This is a genomic window from Tenacibaculum sp. SZ-18, assembly GCF_002813915.1.
Lineage (GTDB): Bacteria > Bacteroidota > Bacteroidia > Flavobacteriales > Flavobacteriaceae > Polaribacter.
In genome coordinates, this window is record NZ_CP019335.1 from 2,821,732 (window position 1) to 2,838,398 (window position 16,667).

Here is a 16,667-nt window from a genome sequence, read left to right on the forward strand (position 1 = left end):
AACCGCACAGTTTTGTTTTTCAAAAATTATCTAAAAAACTAAAAACCAATGCTTTAAAATTTTGGCATTATATTCTATATGATATAACGAAACGTAAAAATTAATACAATGGATATTCAAATTCAAAAGAAAAGATTTTCAAACCAGCAATTAGCTACAATGATAGGAGTTTTTCTATTTCTAGTATTAACTATATATGTTTTAACATTGCCATCTGGGAAAAAGAAATTAAATGTTAAAAAGGAACGTATTTCAATAAGTACTATTACTGAAGATGTATTCCAAGAAAACATTCCTGTAAATGGTATTGTTTTACCCATAACTACCATTTTCCTTGATGCGTTGGAAGGAGGAAATGTTATTGAAAAATACGCCGAGGATGGTGAAGAACTCAAAAAAGGGCAACCTATCTTAAAGCTGTCAAATACTGATCTAGAATTGAACTTAATAAACCAAGAAACCTCGGTATACAATTTATTAACTCAAATGCAAATTTCTCAAAATGCCGCACGTCAAAACACCATAAACAGAAAAAATAGATTTACAGACGTTGAAAGCAGTCAAATTGAAGCTACCCGAAAATACAAGCTTAGTAAAAAACTGTTCGAAAAAGGTGTCATTTCTCGTCAAGATTTTGAATCTTCACAAAACAATTATAATTATCAGAAAGAGCGATTAAAGCTAGCCAAACAAGTTTTATCAGAAGACTCAATTGCTTCAAAATTAGAAATAGACAAAGCAAAAAGTTCTTATCAAAGAACACAAAATGCTTTAGAATTAATGCGGAAAAAAGTAGGAGATTTAGTTGTTCGAGCCCCTATTGATGGACAATTGACCTCTTTTGACACAGAAATCGGTCAATCTATAAACAAAGGAACAAGATTAGGTCAAGTAGATGTAACTACAGATTATAAAGTTAGAATTTCTATGGATGAACATTATATTTCAAGAATCTATCTAGGACAAACCGGGACATTATCTCTTCAAAACAAAACATATACTTTAATCATTAAGAAAGTATATACACAAGTTAATAATGGAAAGTTTCAAGTGGACATGAAGTTTGAAGAAGAAGTTCCAACAGGAATACGAAGAGGACAAAACTTACAGATTACAATAGCTTTAAGTGCCCAAAAGCAAGCTTTACTTATCCCTAAAGGCAGTTTTTATCAGCAAACAAATGGGAACTGGATTTTTAAAATAAGTAAAGATGGAAAACATGCATATAAAGTAAATACCATAGTAGGAAGCCAAAATAAACAATTTTACGAAGTTTTAGACGGTTTATCCGCTGGAGATCAAGTTATAACTTCGACATACAATAATTTTAAAGATATAGAAGAATTGATATTACAATAAAAAGATTATGATACAGATTAAAGAATTACAAAAATTTTACAGAACCGAAGAAGTACAAACGATTGCTTTAAATAAACTTTCATTTGAAGTAAAAGAAGGAGAATTTGTTGCGATAATGGGACCTTCTGGATGCGGAAAATCAACATTACTCAATATACTCGGCCTATTAGATGATCCTGATGGAGGAAGCTTTTTATTTAATGGAACAGAGGTTTCTAATTATAACGAACGTAAACGCGCAAATTTAAGAAAGCACAATATTGGTTTTGTTTTTCAGAGTTTTAACTTAATTGATGAACTAACCGTTTTTGAAAACGTAGAGCTTCCTTTAATTTACACTGGTGTTAAATCTAAAGAACGGAAAAAGCGAGTTGAAGAAGTTTTAAAGAAAATGCAAATAATGCATAGAAGAAATCATCTTCCTCAACAATTATCTGGAGGACAGCAACAACGCGTAGCTGTTGCCAGAGCAGTTGTGAATAATCCAAAATTAATCTTAGCAGATGAACCAACTGGAAACCTAGATAGTAGTAACGGAAACGAAGTAATGGATTTATTGATTGATTTAAATGAATCTGGAACGACGGTAATTATGGTGACTCACAGTGAACACGATGCCAAATACAGTCACAGAATAATTAGAATGTTAGACGGGCAAAAAGTTACTGAAAACATATTAGCTTAACTATTAACCCTTTAAAAAAAGCCTTGAATTATGCTGAAAAATTATTTAAAAATAGCATGTAGAAATATAATAAAACATAAGGTATTTTCTTTAATAAATATTATCGGACTTACCATAGGTTTGAGCGCCTCTTTTATTATCGGCTTAATGATATATTATGATTATACTTTTGATAATTTTCATAGAGATAGTGATCGTATTTACCGAGTGGTTACTAACTTTAATAGTCCAAATGGAAAGTTTTATAACTCAGGTATTACTCTGGCTCTAGAAGAAGCTATTAAAGAAAACTCCAACTTGGAAATTATAAATGGATTTACCATAGAACGTCCTTCAATAGTAGAAAATAAAGAAGAAAATATAGTTAAGAAATGGCCTAGTAAAGTTATTTTTTCAACAGGAGAATACTTTGAAATATTTGACTATAACTTTCTCGCTGGAAATAAAAATAACATTCTTAAAAATCCAAATGAAGTAATATTAACTCATAAAAGAGCACAGCAGTACTTCCCAAAATTAACTCCAAATGATATGATTGGGAAAACACTAATTTACAACGACTCTATAAATGTAAAAGTAATTGGAATTGTTGAAAATCTTAAAGGGAGAACAGACTTCTATTTTCAAGAATTTATATCAAGACCAACGATTTTAAGCACAAGATTAAGAGATGATTTTTTAAATAAAAACTGGAATGCTACAAGCTCTAACTCTCAATTAATAATAAAGGTAATCTCAAACCAAAATATAAATAAAATTCAGAAAGAATTTGACAATTTAGCAGACACTCACTTGGATGAGGATTCACGTAAACATAAACAAACAAGAAAATTTGTGCTACAGCCATTAAGCGATATCCATTTTAATTCAAACTACGGAATTTATAATTGGGAAATAAGTCAACCTAGCAAACCATTATTAAGAAACTTAGGACTAGTTGCCATTTTTCTATTATTATTAGGATGTATAAATTTCATCAATTTAAATACGGCACAAGCAACGCAGCGAGCAAAAGAAATCGGAATACGTAAAGCCTTAGGAAGCTCTCGAAAACAACTTATTACTCAATTCATGGGAGAAACTTTATTATTAGTATTAATTTCTGGTTTACTTTCAATTGTATTGTCAAAATGGTTAATCAATATTTTTTCAGATTTCGTCCAAGAAGGTCTAACGTTCTCTCTATTAGGAAATCCAAAAATTATTTTTGGTGTAGTTTTATTACTCATAATAGTTACATTTCTATCAGGGTTTTATCCTGCTTTAGTAATATCAAAATTTAATGTCATCTCTGTATTAAAGAATAATTTAGGATCAGGAGAGAAAAAAGCATTACTACGAAAGTTCTTAACTATATTTCAATTCACGATTGCTCAAATCTTTATCATAGCAACCTTACTCGTAGGTAAGCAAATTAACTTTTTACTGAATAAAGATATGGGGTTTAAAACTGATGCTGTTGCTTCTATTTACAGTCCTCGCAGTGAAAGTGAATTGGAGAAAAAGCAGTTGTTTTTGCAAAAACTAAAGGCTATACCACAAATAAATCATCTAAGTTTAGGTGGTTTTCCTCCTGCATCTAATAGCCTTAATACCTCTACATCAACTTACACTGATGGAGAGAAAAAAATACAATCTGATATTCAATTCATTTTTGGTGATACAAATTATGCGGAACTTTTTGAATTAAAATTACTAGCTGGTAAAGTTTATAAAAATGATACTCTTCGAGAATTAGTTATAAATGAAACTGCTCGAAAAACTTTTGGCTTTAAAACTCCCGATGAGGCAATAGGAAAGTTTTTAGATTTTAGTGGCACTAAAACCCCAATTGTTGGTGTAATGGAGGATTTTCATCAACAATCTCTTCGATCAGATATTAATCCTTTGGCTTTGACAGGTGATTGGTATCGTCCTCAACACAGCAGATATATGGCTATCCATGCTTCTTTTTATCCCAATTCTTCAAGAGAATTTAAAAAAACTATAGATAAAATAAAAGAAGTTTACAACGAAGTGTACACAGAGATTGAAGATTTTCGTATTGAATTTATGGATGAAACGGTGACAAAATTTTATGATAAGGAAAATAAAATTTCTAGATTACTAAGCTGGTCTACTGGTTTATCAATTTTAATTAGTTGTCTAGGTTTATGGGGACTTGTTATTTACACAACAAACAGACGAGTTAAGGAAATTGGTATACGAAAGGTTTTGGGAGCTTCAATAATTCAAATAAACACATTATTGTGTAAAGAGTTTTTACTTTTAGTAAGTATTGCATTTGTTTTGGCATCTCCTATTGCGTGGTATGGAATTCATAGCTGGCTACAAAATTTTTCGTACCGAACTGATATAGGATTTATTACATTTTTAATAAGTGGATTAATCATGATTGTCTTCGCTTTATTGGTTATTTGTATCAAAACAATTCAAGCAGCAAAATCAAACCCAGTAAAATCTTTACGTTCAGAATAATAGAGAGAAAAAAACCTAACAAAACATCTATCATTCTTATAATGATAGGTGTTTTTTTTACTAAGTCGGTATTGTTCAATACATATAATAATAAATCATATTACAACGTTTACTTATACTGAAGGTTCCTTTTAACGATATATTAAAAGGAGTTACAAAAATTTACAGCTATGAAAAGAATCATAATTTTAATTTTTACTCTAGTACTAGCAATAGTTTTAGTGAGGACCAATTCAAAAGGAAAACAAATTACTAACCACTTGAAAGGAATTGTTCAAAACACTATTTCCAAAACTGATCATATAAATATCTCTCGCGATTCTATTTGTACAAGAGTTCGAGTACCAAAAGGATTTAAACGTGTAAATTATAAAAAGGGATCATTTCAGGAATATTTAAGGAATTATAAACTCAAAAAACATGGATCTCCTATCATAAATTATGATGGCTCTGAATATTTTGCGCAGCATTGGCATGATGCAATTTTAGAAGTACCTGTTCCAAAGAATGGTTTACAACAATGTGCCGATGCATTAATGCGAATAAGAGCAGAATACTTATGGGAGAATAAACAAAAAGATAAAATTGGTTTCAATTTCACCTCAGGTCACTATTGCTCTTGGAAAGAATATGCTGCTGGTTATCGACCTAAAATAAATGGAAATAAAGTAACGTTTCACAAAACGGCTAACCCAAATAACTCGAAAAGTAACTTTTATAAATACTTGAATTTAATTTATACTTATGCAGGTACAGCTTCTCTTTATAATGAATTACCAAAAATTAAGGCAGCAAATCTACAAATTGGTGATATGTTGGTACAACCTGGATTTCCTGGTCATATTGAAATTATAGTTGATGAAGTTATCAATGAAAAAAACGAAAAAATGTTTTTGCTCGCTCAAGGAAATACACCTGCTCAAAATGTTTGTTTATTAAAAAATTTCGAAGATACAAACAACTCACCTTGGTATCAGTTTTCAGAAAACAGAGCTATATATACGCCTAGTTATTATTTCGACGAACCAATATTTATACGATTTAAATAATTAAATCAAAAAGGAGAAGCACCTGTAAATATCCCCAATACGGTACTTCTCCGAAACATAGCTGTAATTGGCAACTAATCGTTCATCAAAATATCAACTAATTGATGACAATCAATTTTTTATCGATGACAAGCACAAAAGTGTAGATGAATAAAAGTTTATATTTTTCTTCATGGTTAGTTAAAAAAAACTAAATCAACTCGGATTTATTATTAACACTAGTAGCAAACTAGATAATTAACACCTTAAAATCAGTTATTTATAATTTATAATTTAGAGATGCCGAAGAAAAATACAATAGTTACGTTTCATATTAAAAGTAATTCTGTTCTAAATTTTGATGAAGTAAAAGAATCTATAAAAAAGTATCAAAACCACCCTATTACTATTTAAATTTTTAAACTTTACACAGAAAGAAAAGCAATACACGCCTCTCGAATTTGCCAAATAGTTTCGAAAGAAAATCCAATTTCAGTTTCTAAAATCCAGTTTTTTATAAATTGTTTATGATATTGGATTTTAAAATCAGCAACTTGTTCAGAAGTTATAGTTTGTTCTTCTATAATTGCCTTTTGTAACTTCGTAAAGTTCGAATCTGAAGCGGTAATATCAAGTCTCTCAACTTTTACTTTCAGATAGCAATGCGCTTCAGGAATATAGGCTAAACCATTATCATTTATGATAGTTCCAACTTTTGTATTAGTAGAATTCATTTTATAAATAGCCAAAATTAACTCAACCTCATCAATAGAGTTTTCTTTAGCTAAAGCTTTCAAAAAAGCATGTTTTGAACTACAACTTCCTTTTCCTTCTTTTATTACAAGAGAAAAGTCTGTTCTATTTGTATTTCTTCCGTAAGATAGATGCTTCGTGTAATCCACAACTTCTTTCCATGTGGACAAGCCATGGTTTTTAACCAACTTCGACAAGGGTTTTAAAGAAGTAATTGAAAAATCAAAATCCATTATAAAGTATTCACTACTTTTCTAATAGCTACCAAATTAGTTAAAACTTTTTCTAGATGATCCAGGTGTAACATATTTGCACCATCAGATTTTGCATTTGCTGGATCAAAGTGAGTTTCCATAAATAATCCATCTATATTATTTACAACACCTGCTCGAGCTATTGTTTCGATCATATCTGGTCTTCCTCCTGTTACTCCTGAACTTTGGTTGGGTTGTTGTAAAGAATGTGTTACATCTAAAACAGTAGGCGCATAACTTCTCATTGTAGGGATCCCTCGAAAATCGACTAACATATCTTGATATCCGAACATAGTACCTCTCTCAGTTATCCAAACATTATCATTTCCAGAATCCTTAACCTTTTTTACGGCATGCTGCATTGCTTCAGGACTCATAAATTGTCCTTTTTTTAAATTAACAACTTTACCCGTATTTGCAGCAGCTACAACCAAATCCGTTTGACGAACTAAAAATGCTGGTATTTGAAGAACATCAACATATTCAGCAGCCAAAGTAGCATCATTTACTTCATGAATATCCGTAATAGTAGGTACATTAAAAGTTTCGGACACTTTTCTTAAAATTTTTAAGGCTTTTTCATTTCCTATTCCTGTAAAGCTATCAATTCTACTTCTATTAGCTTTTTTGAAACTTCCTTTAAATACATAAGGAATTTCCAATTTGTCAGTAATTTCAATAACCTTTTCAGCTATGCGTAATGCCATTTCTTCTCCTTCAATTGCGCAAGGTCCAGCCAACAAGAAAAAGTTATTTGAATTTGTATGTTTTATATTAGGAATATTAGCTAAATTCATGAGTAAAATTTCAGTAAAATTACAAAATAATATTATCTCAATCTAAACTAAAAGTAGTTCAGACATGAAAAAAATATGCATTCTACTGGCTTTCTTGGTTATTGCCTTATCTTGTAAAAAAGATAACAAACCTGATTCGATAGAAACAGTAAAAGAAAAGGAACAAACTTTAATTACTTCATTTGATCATACAAAAATTAAAAAACATTTGTATACTCTTGCTTCAGATGAGATGGAAGGAAGAGCTACAGGGACTCCTGGCATTGAAAAAGCGGCTCAGTACATCGAAAATGAATTTGGAAAAATAGGATTAAACTTTTACAACAACTTAACTTCTTACCGACAAAATTTTGAATATGATAAAGTTAAAATGTTCAATATAATCGGAGTTTTGGAAGGAAGAAGTAAAAAAAACGAATATGTAATTATTTCTGCACACTACGATCATTTGAAAATGAAAAAAGAAGGTAAGGATAGAATTTACAACGGAGCAAATGATGATGCCTCTGGCGTAACTGGTGTTATCGCGCTCGCAGAGTTTTTTAAAACCAGAAATAATAATGAAAGAAGTATAATTTTTATTTGCTTTACTGCGGAAGAAATTGGTTTAATTGGATCTAAATATTTTGTAAAAGACATTGACGCTTCTAACTTTGTTGCAGGAATAAATTTAGAAATGATTGGTAAGGAAGCTAAATTTGGTCCTAGAACAGCTTGGCTTACAGGATTTGAAAAATCCAACTTTGGACAACTTATTCAACAAAACCTCGAAGGATCAGGATATAAACTTTACCCAGACCCCTATAAAAATTATAGTTTATTTTTCAGATCAGATAATGCTTTATTCGCTCGCTTAGGAATTCCTGCGCATACTTTTTCTACAACATCAATTGATCTTGATCCTGATTATCATAAAGTAACAGATGAGCCCGAAACATGCAATATAAATGCATTAACAGAAGCTATAAAAGCTGTTGCAATTGGCATATCTTCAATTGTAAATGGTAAAGATACTCCAACACGGATAAAGTAGACAAATTACATAGCGTATTCATATATTCCTATTTCAAAGATCAAAAAAATTACATATTGACAAGAAAATCATTTATAATTGTTAAAAATGTAAGATTCGTTAAAAGTCCTACTAGATCAGCACACAAAAGGCATAATTTTAAGGGATTTTAAGAATAATTTTATAATATAATCAATTAAATAGATATAAAATTAACTATTTATTTAAATTTAAGTTAATTTTTTAATATATTCGCTACCGCAAAACTTAAAAAACCCTTCAAAATGAAAAAACTAGTATTTAGTTTAGCCATTGCTATGGCTATGGTTTCTTGTTCTAAAAACGAGGAAAATCCACAAGAGAACACCTACGAACAATCAGAATTACTAACAAAAGAAGAAATTAATGCGAAAATTCAAGAATCTATTGATTTAAAAGGAGATTTTTTCTGGATGGAAACAGATGCCCTCACTATTTGGAGTGCAGTTAAACATGGTGATAATATGCTTACGATTGGGTATGGTGATTCTAAAAATGAATTTCAAAAAGGACCTAAATCGGATGCTATTAAAGACAATTTAATTTCCTTAGTAAAAAGTATAGAAAAAACAACTACAACCAAAGGAAAGGATGAGTTATATGTTGATGCTACTTTAAATATTTTTGATATTAAAGTTGAAAATAAAGAAACTATTGAAGCTCTTTTAAACGATGAAAGAGTTCGATATTTAGAACCTGCAACCTATAAGTTGGAAAATGAAAACACGAGATCAGGTGAAGGATTTGGCTGTGGCTTTAGTTCACAATCTTTAAATTCTGCCGATTATCGTACAGTTGCTCCTGGAGCCAGAGTGCCATGGAACTTTGATATCCACAACATCCCAGCAGCTTGGGACTACAGTACTGGAAACGGAATTACAGTAGCTGTTATTGATACTGGACTATCTCCAAATCAGAGATGGATGAACCAATACTTTAATGATGGATATTCTTCTGGAAGAACTTTACAGAAATATGGAACGTTCGTGGACTCTTGGTGGGCGTGGTCAAACAATTATGACGGTGTTAACGATAAATGTGGACATGGAACAAGTATGGCTTCTGCTGCAACAGCGCCTAGAAACAATGACAACTTACCAGTCGGTGTAGCATATAATGCAAATTTAGTTTCATATCGTTCTGTTCAAAATGTACTAATTGATGATTATCACGAAAAAAGAGGTGTTGCGGAAGCATTAACTGCTATTGGAAATAGAAGCGACATCAAAATAGTATCAATGTCTATTGGTTCTCCTTTTAGTAGCTCAAGGGTTAGAGATGCTATTAGATATGCTTACAACAGAGGAAAATTAATATTCGCAGCTGGAGGAACTTCTACTTCAATAACCAACTGGTATGGCGTTATTTTTCCAGCAAGCATGGATGAAACAGTAGCTGTTACAGGTATAATTGAAGGTCAGTACAAACGATGTGAAAATTGTCATTCTGGTTCAAAAATAGATTTTACTATCGAGATGGAGCGCAGTGGATCTGGAAAGAATGTACCAGTTTTAAGTTCTAATGACGGTGCGGCAAATTACGTCGGAGGATCTTCTGTTGCAACTGCAACAACTGCAGGAATCGCTGCTTTAGTATGGTCTAAAAACCCGAACTGGTCAAGATCTCAAGTATTAGACAAAATGAAAAGAGCTGGTGAATTTTATCCTAATAGAAATTCAAGCTTTGGTTATGGTAATATCGATGCACTTAAAGCTGTTCAATAATATATAATCCCTTTTTAGAAGACTAATTAAAAGTCAACCAATTAAATCTGAAACTCTACATTTCATATGTAGAGTTTTTTTGTTTTAATTTATCTTTTTTCTATCAGCTTCGAAATGATCAATTAACACGAATAGACTCAGTCATATAATGAGTATTTATTAACTTGCATTTAGTTTAACAAGAACTTAAATCTTCTAAAATGAAAAAAAATATATTAATTCTGATTTTTCTATTTATTAGTTTAATGGGAATATCGCAAAACAGAGAAGGTTCTTTGTTTTACTCTACGGTTGAGAAAACAGAAAGTACATACAAAATTAATATTGATATCTTCGAAGTTGGTAAAATTGAATATATCGAAATTCAATTAGTTGATGAAAATAAAAATGAATTAGCTTCTGACATGGCTCAACTGATTTTGAGAAAAGGAAAATATTTCTTGTCATATAAGGATAAGGAAAAGCCTGTATATCCTGAGAATATCGATCTCGCTTTGAAAAACGAGTATAACGATATTAATTATCCACAGATTAACATAAAACTATATGATGCTAATTTGAGAATACTTGATTACTCTCAAACTGTGTTCTACTAAAAAACCCGAGGAAAATTCCCCGGGTTCAATTATACTATAAAAACTATTAGTATAGATAATTTAATGCTGTTACATCATTATTGTTGAACTCTCCATTAGTACTCGCACTAAAACAAGCTAACATTATAGACGTTGGATCGTATCCTGAAGGAGTACCTGGGATTGGATTGGCTCCAACTCCTGCTGAACCTTCATTTACGTTTTGTCCACAACTTTGTCTAGAGAAATAATCAGTGTGACGGAATCCTACAGAGTGTCCGATCTCGTGAGTAATAACATGCTCATTAACGTTGGTATTAAAACCTTCCAAACCGTAAATTTGTACAAATTTAAATGGTGCCCCACCTGAAGGGAAACCTGCAGAACCTCCTGAACTATTTTGGTTAGGATTGTTGTAAACCACCATGTCTTGTGGTTGGTAATTTGTTCCGTACGTTAAATTAAATCTAATAGATAAGTTTAATCTATTATAGTTGTTTACAGCCCATTGTAAAGCAGTTTGTGCTTTATTTGAAAGACCGAAACCACCACCACCAGTGTAACCAATGATATTGATTACAGTGTTTTGCGCAACTAAGCTATTTGTATGATAGTTTCTTCCTGTTACACCTTGAAGATTTGGTAACCCCATTACTTGATCTTCAGACATATGGATATCTTCCTCCATTTGAATCATTGGAATCGTATTTCCATCAGGTAATAAAAAATCTACTTTTTTAACGTTATTAACGTTAACATCAAAGTTGGCTAGTTTAGCTACAATCTCGGGAGATACTTCGCTCTCTACCGTTTCAGTTGGTTGTTCATTGTTTTCTGTTTGACATGCGAAAAAACTAGCCCCAACTAGTAATAATGCAATTCTGGAGAATTTCATTTTTTTCATTTTTAAATTTAGTTTTAATGGTTTATAAAAAATTTTTAACGAAAATATAACATTTTATTCATCATTTTAACACTTCGTTATAATTTCACAAAATCATCTTAAAAGTTAACTTTTACACATTAAATTGTTTTTTTTAACACTTAATAAACTAAAAATTAAATCATTAAAGTAAATAACCTACTAAAAAACTAGACATTTAAATAAAACTAAACAGATCGGCTTAATTTTAAACTTTACAGCCAAAAATTAACAAGTAGTTTTATTTAAAAGAACTCAGGTTTTTTCTGGAGTCTTTTTATCGAACCTAATATTAAAATCAAATACTTATCCAAAAACTATTTCAATTAAATTATAGTGACTAAAACAGTAAATTTTTAGGATTTTTTAAATACTGACTGGTAGAATGAATATTTGATATTATAAAAAAAAGCTCAATTTATTAGACATATCTCCTGATCCAACGACACTTATCGTAGATAACTAATTGCTACTATTTTTACTAAAGATCTCTAATTCATAAATTATTAAGCAGGAGTTCATAATTCCTCCATCCTATTTCTATGCTCTATAAACATTTTTGAATTACCTTGGATTTGTTCTTACGCTTTAAGAAACAGCATTATCTAAAAGATAACATATAGATCAAAAAAAAGATCATATTTCTGATCTTTTTCAATTTAGTACAAGTATTTCCTTAAAATAACTCGATGTTCTGGAATTGATTTATCGTAGTCTTCCATTAACAACTCCAATATTTCCGGTAGCTTTAGACCTATTTCTTTTTCTGAAGAATACTTTGAAACATACAAATCATAAGTTTCATTTTTTTTTGTAAAAATTAGAAAATGCTCCGAATTCAATTCTGTATAAGAGATTTCACAACCTTTAAAAGCACCAGATTTATCTTGAAAAAAATCTGAAAACTCATAATACCTAAGTACATTTTCCATTTATTATACAATTTCTGCCGATAGACCTAGTTCAAGTAATTTAGTACACCTAGGTTCTAACTCTTTATATTCTCCTGTTTTTACAGCACATTTACCTTTATAATGAACAAGGATAGTACATTGCTCTGCTTGTTCTAAAGTATGATCACAAACATTTACTAAACTATCAATTACAAAATCAAATGTATTTACATCATCGTTGTACAAAATTATCTCATGTTCTCTTGTTTCCTGTACAAGAACATCTAACTCTTCTTGAATTTTCTCAATTGTACTCATCTTCATTATTTATTTTAAATATTTAACTGCAACCCAATTATTTCTCTTAATTACGGTATCTAAAGTTAAATCATATTTTCTAGCTTCCGCATCTATGATTGGAATATCCTCCTCATAAAATCCACTTAAAAGTACTATTCCTTTTTCATTTAAACAATTTACATAAGTCTTTAAATCTGTTAAAAGAATATTTCTATTAATGTTAGCAATTACAATATCATATTTTTTATTTACTAACAAAGAAGCATCCCCTTCATAAACACTTATACTTTTACAGTTATTTCGCTCAACATTTTCTAAAGAGTTTAAATAACACCAGTTATCAATATCAATAGCATCAATAGGTTTTGCACCTTTCATTTCAGCAAAAATTGCTAAAATTCCAGTTCCACAACCCATATCTAGTACTTTTTTGTTTTCAACATTTAACTCCAACAAATGTTGAACCATCATATGTGTTGTTTCATGATGACCAGTACCAAAACTCATTTTTGGTTCTATTACTATGTCGTATGGTAAATTAGGATTCTCGTGAAAAGGAGCACGAATACTTACTTTACCATCTACTTGAATTGGTGTAAAGTTTTTCTCCCATTCTTCATTCCAATTTTCTTGTGCGATTTCTTTATGAGTAAATGAGATTTTAAACTCATCAGATTTAAGAATAAAAATATCATCTAATAAATTTTCTCTCCAATCTTGCTGCTGAATAAAAGCTACAAAACCATTATCATTTTCCACAAAACTCTCAAAACCGACAATACCAAGTTCTGCAATTAAAATTTCTGTTGCAGGCTCTTTTGGAGCAACCTTAAAAGTGTATTCTATATAAATATTATCCAATTAAATTGATTTTACTATATCCGAAAAATCTTTCGCTTTTAATGATGCTCCTCCAATTAGTCCACCATCAACATCAGGCTTTGAAAAGATTTCTTCAGCATTTCCTGGTTTCACACTACCTCCATATAAAATAGAAATACTATCTGCTAACTCTTGACTGTAAGCTTCCACAAATAACCCTCTAATAAATTGATGCATCTCTTGTGCTTGATCAGCAGATGCTGTTTTTCCTGTTCCAATTGCCCAAACTGGCTCATATGCTAAAACCACCTTGCTAAACGCGCTCGAAGGTAAGCTAAAAAGTACATTTTTTAATTGTGATTCGACAACTTTAAAATGATTATTTGTTTCTCTATCTTCTAATTGCTCACCAAAACAAAAAATAATTTCAAAATCATTTTCGATTGCTGCATTTACTTTTTCCGATAAAATATCGTCAGTCTCATTAAAATATGCTCTCCTTTCTGAATGACCTATAATAACAGTTTTAACACCTACTGAAGACAACATATCTGCCGAAACCTCTCCCGTGTAGGCACCACTTTTAGCCTGATGTAAATTTTGAGCAGAAACCTCAATTACTGAATCATTAGTTTCACTAACTGCTTGTTGTAAATTGATAAAAGAAGGAGCGATTATAACTCTTGCATTATTTAAAGTTACTGCTTCCATTTCATTTTTTAAACCTTGAATTAATTCCTTAGTTTCATTAATGTTATTATTCATTTTCCAGTTACCTGCTACAATCTTTTTTCTCATTTTGATATAGTTATGATGAATTATAATTAGTTGTATTTATTACCTAACAAAACTAATTTATAATACGGAACACAAAAACAAATGCTCTTATTTTTTTACGAAAACGTAATATTATTCTTTAATAATTTATTTCAAAGCTTAAAGAACATCAACGCTATTAGGTTACGTTTCATTAAAAACTTTAATTCCCCACTTTCTTTAACTATTCAATCTCCTTGTATCTAAGATAGTCGAAGAAATTAAATGAAATCTGTATCCCATTTTTCAGATAATAAATAATACTTTCCTTCAATATTATATTTTTGAATACCTGCTTTTAAATCATCAATATTATCCTCAATAGATGTAAATAATAACAACATCTCTTGATGTTGAGTTTGTAATTTCTTTATAGTTAGGAATAGTTTTAAAAAAATAATGTCCATACAAAGTTACCCAAACATCAATCATAATTATCTTTCCGTTATGCTTTTCTCCAACTTTTTGAAACGTAAATCTATCTCCATTTAAACTAAGCACTTTATCATTTAACACTTTTTCTGAAAATTTGATTTCTTTTCTCGTTAGGCAACCGGATATGAAAACAATAAATTCTAAAACTAAAAGCGATAGATTATTTAAGTATCTCTGATACCTTAGAAGTTTTATAAACCTCTATTTTACCATCTTCATTAATTTTTAAAAATCGCGGAATACTTTTTAATTTTAAAAACCTTCCTAGAGCTCCGTCTCCTTTTTCCGGAATATAATAAAACTGACCTTTTGGTTTCACATATTCTAATCCTCTTTTCCAATCATAATAAGAATGATCTACAGAAAGAAAAATATATTCTTTTTCTGGATTTTCTTTTTGAAATTTTAAAACATCATCGAAACTATCTTGACTTACCGGACAATAGCTTGCAAAAATTTGCACAAAGAGTTGCTTTCCTCTATTCTTATCGAGAATACCTTGTAATGAAACAGAATCTCGATCGAGTGTTACTAGTTTTTCTGTTAACGCTTCATTTGTAAATTGTTGTTTCTTTAAAGATGCACAGCTCGTGATCATTAAAACAATTACCACAAAAAATATTATTCCTTTCATTTTAATTCAACTTTACTCTTGGGTCTAACCAACTATATATAACGTCTACTAAGATATTAATCGTTATAAAAAGTATTGCTACAACAAGAACACTTCCCATAATAACTGGTAAGTCTAATGTGTTTAATGCATTTACAATTTCCTTCCCCAATCCATTCCAATTAAAAATATATTCTACAAAAACAGCACCTGCTAACATAGAAGCAAACCAACCTGATATTGCTGTTACCACTGGATTTAATGAATTTTTCAAAGCATGGTTCTTAATCACTTGATAGTTATTTAAACCTTTAGCTTTAGCTGTCCTAATATAATCTTGACTTAAAGTTTCTAATAACGAATTTCTCATTAATTGAACCACTACTGCTAAAGGACGAATTCCTAACACCAAAGCAGGTAAAATCAAATTTTTCCATTTAATGTAGGATCCTTCACCGAAGTCATCCACTTCATATAAACTTCCCGTCATTTCCAATCCAGTAAATTCATGTAATAAAAAACCAAAAAACCAGGCAAATAAAATAGCTGAGAAAAATGAAGGAACACTCATTCCTAAAGTACTAATAATTGCTATAATTTTATCAAACCAAGAATCTTTAAATAAAGCCGAAAAAACTCCTAGGATAATTCCGATGATAAGTGCTATTGTTATTGAAACAATTGCGAGAACTGCCGTATTAGGTAAGGTTTCTTTAATTACATCACTTACGCTCTTTCCATTTTTCTGAAAAGAATCTCTTAAATAAGGATATTTTAAGGCGATTTCTGTATTCCCGATAGTAAACAAAGAAAGTCCTGAATACTTTCCAGAATCAAATGAAGTGTAATTTTCACTGCTTTTACTATGAAAAGAAATCGGAGAAATATCATTTAGGTAATAAAAATATTGAGTGGATATTGACTGATCAAATCCATACTTCTTTCTTATAATCTCTAATTGCTTGCTATCCTCTCTTTGTCCCATTAACATTCGTGCTGGATCACCAGGCAAAACGTTAAATAAAAAGAAAATAACAGTAATAACCCCAAAAAGGGTTAAAAAACCGTATAAAACTTTACTGAATATATATCGAAACATCTAAAACAAATATACTAGAAAGTTTAAAATATTTACTTTTGCCTAACTTATCATCAGTATACA

Annotated in this window: 17 protein-coding genes; 7 read left to right on the forward strand and 10 right to left on the reverse strand. The window is 30.4% G+C overall.

Features of this window, described 5'->3' with window-relative positions; all coding sequences use genetic code 11:
• Positions 1-108: 108 nt before the first annotated feature.
• The 4 genes from BTO06_RS12645 (at position 109) to BTO06_RS12660 (ending at position 5,571) form a co-directional block, all read left to right on the forward strand.
• Positions 109-1,359: an efflux RND transporter periplasmic adaptor subunit gene (locus tag BTO06_RS12645; protein WP_100925652.1), complete on the forward strand. Its 1,251-nt coding sequence runs from the start codon at positions 109-111 to the stop codon at positions 1,357-1,359.
• A 7-nt stretch (positions 1,360-1,366) separates the two neighbouring features.
• A complete protein-coding gene (locus BTO06_RS12650) occupies positions 1,367-2,044 on the forward strand; it encodes an ABC transporter ATP-binding protein (RefSeq protein ID WP_100925653.1) in 678 nt (225 codons plus the stop codon).
• Between the two features lie 30 nt (positions 2,045-2,074).
• Positions 2,075-4,522 (forward strand): ABC transporter permease, encoded by a 2,448-nt coding sequence (locus tag BTO06_RS12655; RefSeq protein ID WP_100925654.1) that lies wholly within the window; start codon positions 2,075-2,077, stop codon positions 4,520-4,522.
• Positions 4,523-4,692: 170 nt separating this feature from the next.
• Positions 4,693-5,571 carry a DUF4846 domain-containing protein gene (locus BTO06_RS12660; RefSeq protein WP_100925655.1) on the forward strand — a complete coding sequence of 293 codons (879 nt, stop codon included), beginning with the start codon at positions 4,693-4,695 and terminating at the stop codon, positions 5,569-5,571.
• Between the two features lie 404 nt (positions 5,572-5,975).
• On the opposite strand, the gene BTO06_RS12665 is transcribed toward BTO06_RS12660, so the two are convergent.
• Together BTO06_RS12665 and kdsA are read right to left on the reverse strand one after the other, a co-directional pair.
• Positions 5,976-6,536, reverse strand: a complete 561-nt coding sequence (locus BTO06_RS12665) for a hypothetical protein (RefSeq protein WP_232731456.1) — start codon at positions 6,534-6,536, stop codon at positions 5,976-5,978.
• On the reverse strand, positions 6,536-7,354 hold the full coding sequence (kdsA, locus tag BTO06_RS12670; protein ID WP_100925656.1) for a 3-deoxy-8-phosphooctulonate synthase: 819 nt from the start codon (positions 7,352-7,354) through the stop codon (positions 6,536-6,538). The genes BTO06_RS12665 and kdsA overlap by 1 nt, the downstream gene beginning before the upstream one ends.
• Before the next feature lie 64 nt (positions 7,355-7,418).
• On the opposite strand from kdsA, the gene BTO06_RS12675 reads away from it, so the two are divergent.
• The 3 genes from BTO06_RS12675 to BTO06_RS12685 all read left to right on the forward strand — a co-directional run bounded on the left by BTO06_RS12675 (position 7,419) and on the right by BTO06_RS12685 (position 10,725).
• Positions 7,419-8,387, forward strand: a complete 969-nt coding sequence (locus tag BTO06_RS12675; RefSeq protein ID WP_100925657.1) for a M28 family metallopeptidase — start codon at positions 7,419-7,421, stop codon at positions 8,385-8,387.
• Between the two features lie 263 nt (positions 8,388-8,650).
• The gene (locus BTO06_RS18940) at positions 8,651-10,129 is read left to right on the forward strand and encodes a S8 family peptidase (RefSeq protein WP_100925658.1); all 1,479 of its coding nucleotides are present in this window, start codon (positions 8,651-8,653) and stop codon (positions 10,127-10,129) included.
• 200 nt (positions 10,130-10,329) lie between these two features.
• The gene (locus BTO06_RS12685; RefSeq protein ID WP_157811855.1) at positions 10,330-10,725 is read left to right on the forward strand and encodes a hypothetical protein; all 396 of its coding nucleotides are present in this window, start codon (positions 10,330-10,332) and stop codon (positions 10,723-10,725) included.
• Between the two features lie 46 nt (positions 10,726-10,771).
• Here the strand turns inward: BTO06_RS12685 and BTO06_RS12690 are convergent, their stop codons facing one another.
• The 8 genes from BTO06_RS12690 to BTO06_RS12725 form a co-directional block, all read right to left on the reverse strand.
• Complete coding sequence (locus tag BTO06_RS12690) at positions 10,772-11,608, reverse strand: M57 family metalloprotease (protein WP_100925660.1); 837 nt, start codon at positions 11,606-11,608, stop codon at positions 10,772-10,774.
• Between the two features lie 677 nt (positions 11,609-12,285).
• Positions 12,286-12,558, reverse strand: a complete 273-nt coding sequence (locus BTO06_RS12695) for a hypothetical protein (RefSeq protein ID WP_100925661.1) — start codon at positions 12,556-12,558, stop codon at positions 12,286-12,288.
• Between the two features lie 3 nt (positions 12,559-12,561).
• A complete protein-coding gene (locus tag BTO06_RS12700) occupies positions 12,562-12,837 on the reverse strand; it encodes an ATP-dependent Clp protease adaptor ClpS (protein WP_100925662.1) in 276 nt (91 codons plus the stop codon).
• A 9-nt stretch (positions 12,838-12,846) separates the two neighbouring features.
• The gene (gene prmA, locus BTO06_RS12705; protein ID WP_100925663.1) at positions 12,847-13,680 is read right to left on the reverse strand and encodes a 50S ribosomal protein L11 methyltransferase; all 834 of its coding nucleotides are present in this window, start codon (positions 13,678-13,680) and stop codon (positions 12,847-12,849) included.
• On the reverse strand, positions 13,681-14,439 hold the full coding sequence (gene tpiA / locus BTO06_RS12710; RefSeq protein WP_100925664.1) for a triose-phosphate isomerase: 759 nt from the start codon (positions 14,437-14,439) through the stop codon (positions 13,681-13,683).
• A 239-nt stretch (positions 14,440-14,678) separates the two neighbouring features.
• Positions 14,679-14,864 carry a hypothetical protein gene (locus BTO06_RS18550; RefSeq protein WP_157811856.1) on the reverse strand — a complete coding sequence of 62 codons (186 nt, stop codon included), beginning with the start codon at positions 14,862-14,864 and terminating at the stop codon, positions 14,679-14,681.
• 188 nt (positions 14,865-15,052) lie between these two features.
• Positions 15,053-15,526, reverse strand: a complete 474-nt coding sequence (locus BTO06_RS12720; RefSeq protein WP_100925666.1) for a TlpA family protein disulfide reductase — start codon at positions 15,524-15,526, stop codon at positions 15,053-15,055.
• Position 15,527: 1 nt separating this feature from the next.
• Complete coding sequence (locus BTO06_RS12725) at positions 15,528-16,604, reverse strand: ABC transporter permease (RefSeq protein ID WP_100925667.1); 1,077 nt, start codon at positions 16,602-16,604, stop codon at positions 15,528-15,530.
• Between the last annotated feature and the right edge of the window lie 63 nt (positions 16,605-16,667).

Coding starts and splice junctions, on each gene's coding strand:
- BTO06_RS12645 (WP_100925652.1), top strand. CDS start 109: ATGGATATTCAAATTCAAAAGAAAAGATTTTCAAACCAGCAATTAGCT.
- BTO06_RS12650 (WP_100925653.1), top strand. CDS start 1,367: ATGATACAGATTAAAGAATTACAAAAATTTTACAGAACCGAAGAAGTA.
- BTO06_RS12655 (WP_100925654.1), top strand. CDS start 2,075: ATGCTGAAAAATTATTTAAAAATAGCATGTAGAAATATAATAAAACAT.
- BTO06_RS12660 (WP_100925655.1), top strand. CDS start 4,693: ATGAAAAGAATCATAATTTTAATTTTTACTCTAGTACTAGCAATAGTT.
- BTO06_RS12665 (WP_232731456.1), bottom strand. CDS start 6,536: ATGGATTTTGATTTTTCAATTACTTCTTTAAAACCCTTGTCGAAGTTG.
- kdsA (WP_100925656.1), bottom strand. CDS start 7,354: ATGAATTTAGCTAATATTCCTAATATAAAACATACAAATTCAAATAAC.
- BTO06_RS12675 (WP_100925657.1), top strand. CDS start 7,419: ATGAAAAAAATATGCATTCTACTGGCTTTCTTGGTTATTGCCTTATCT.
- BTO06_RS18940 (WP_100925658.1), top strand. CDS start 8,651: ATGAAAAAACTAGTATTTAGTTTAGCCATTGCTATGGCTATGGTTTCT.
- BTO06_RS12685 (WP_157811855.1), top strand. CDS start 10,330: ATGAAAAAAAATATATTAATTCTGATTTTTCTATTTATTAGTTTAATG.
- BTO06_RS12690 (WP_100925660.1), bottom strand. CDS start 11,608: ATGAAAAAAATGAAATTCTCCAGAATTGCATTATTACTAGTTGGGGCT.
- BTO06_RS12695 (WP_100925661.1), bottom strand. CDS start 12,558: ATGGAAAATGTACTTAGGTATTATGAGTTTTCAGATTTTTTTCAAGAT.
- BTO06_RS12700 (WP_100925662.1), bottom strand. CDS start 12,837: ATGAGTACAATTGAGAAAATTCAAGAAGAGTTAGATGTTCTTGTACAG.
- tpiA (WP_100925664.1), bottom strand. CDS start 14,439: ATGAGAAAAAAGATTGTAGCAGGTAACTGGAAAATGAATAATAACATT.
- BTO06_RS18550 (WP_157811856.1), bottom strand. CDS start 14,864: ATGGACATTATTTTTTTAAAACTATTCCTAACTATAAAGAAATTACAA.
- BTO06_RS12720 (WP_100925666.1), bottom strand. CDS start 15,526: ATGAAAGGAATAATATTTTTTGTGGTAATTGTTTTAATGATCACGAGC.
- BTO06_RS12725 (WP_100925667.1), bottom strand. CDS start 16,604: ATGTTTCGATATATATTCAGTAAAGTTTTATACGGTTTTTTAACCCTT.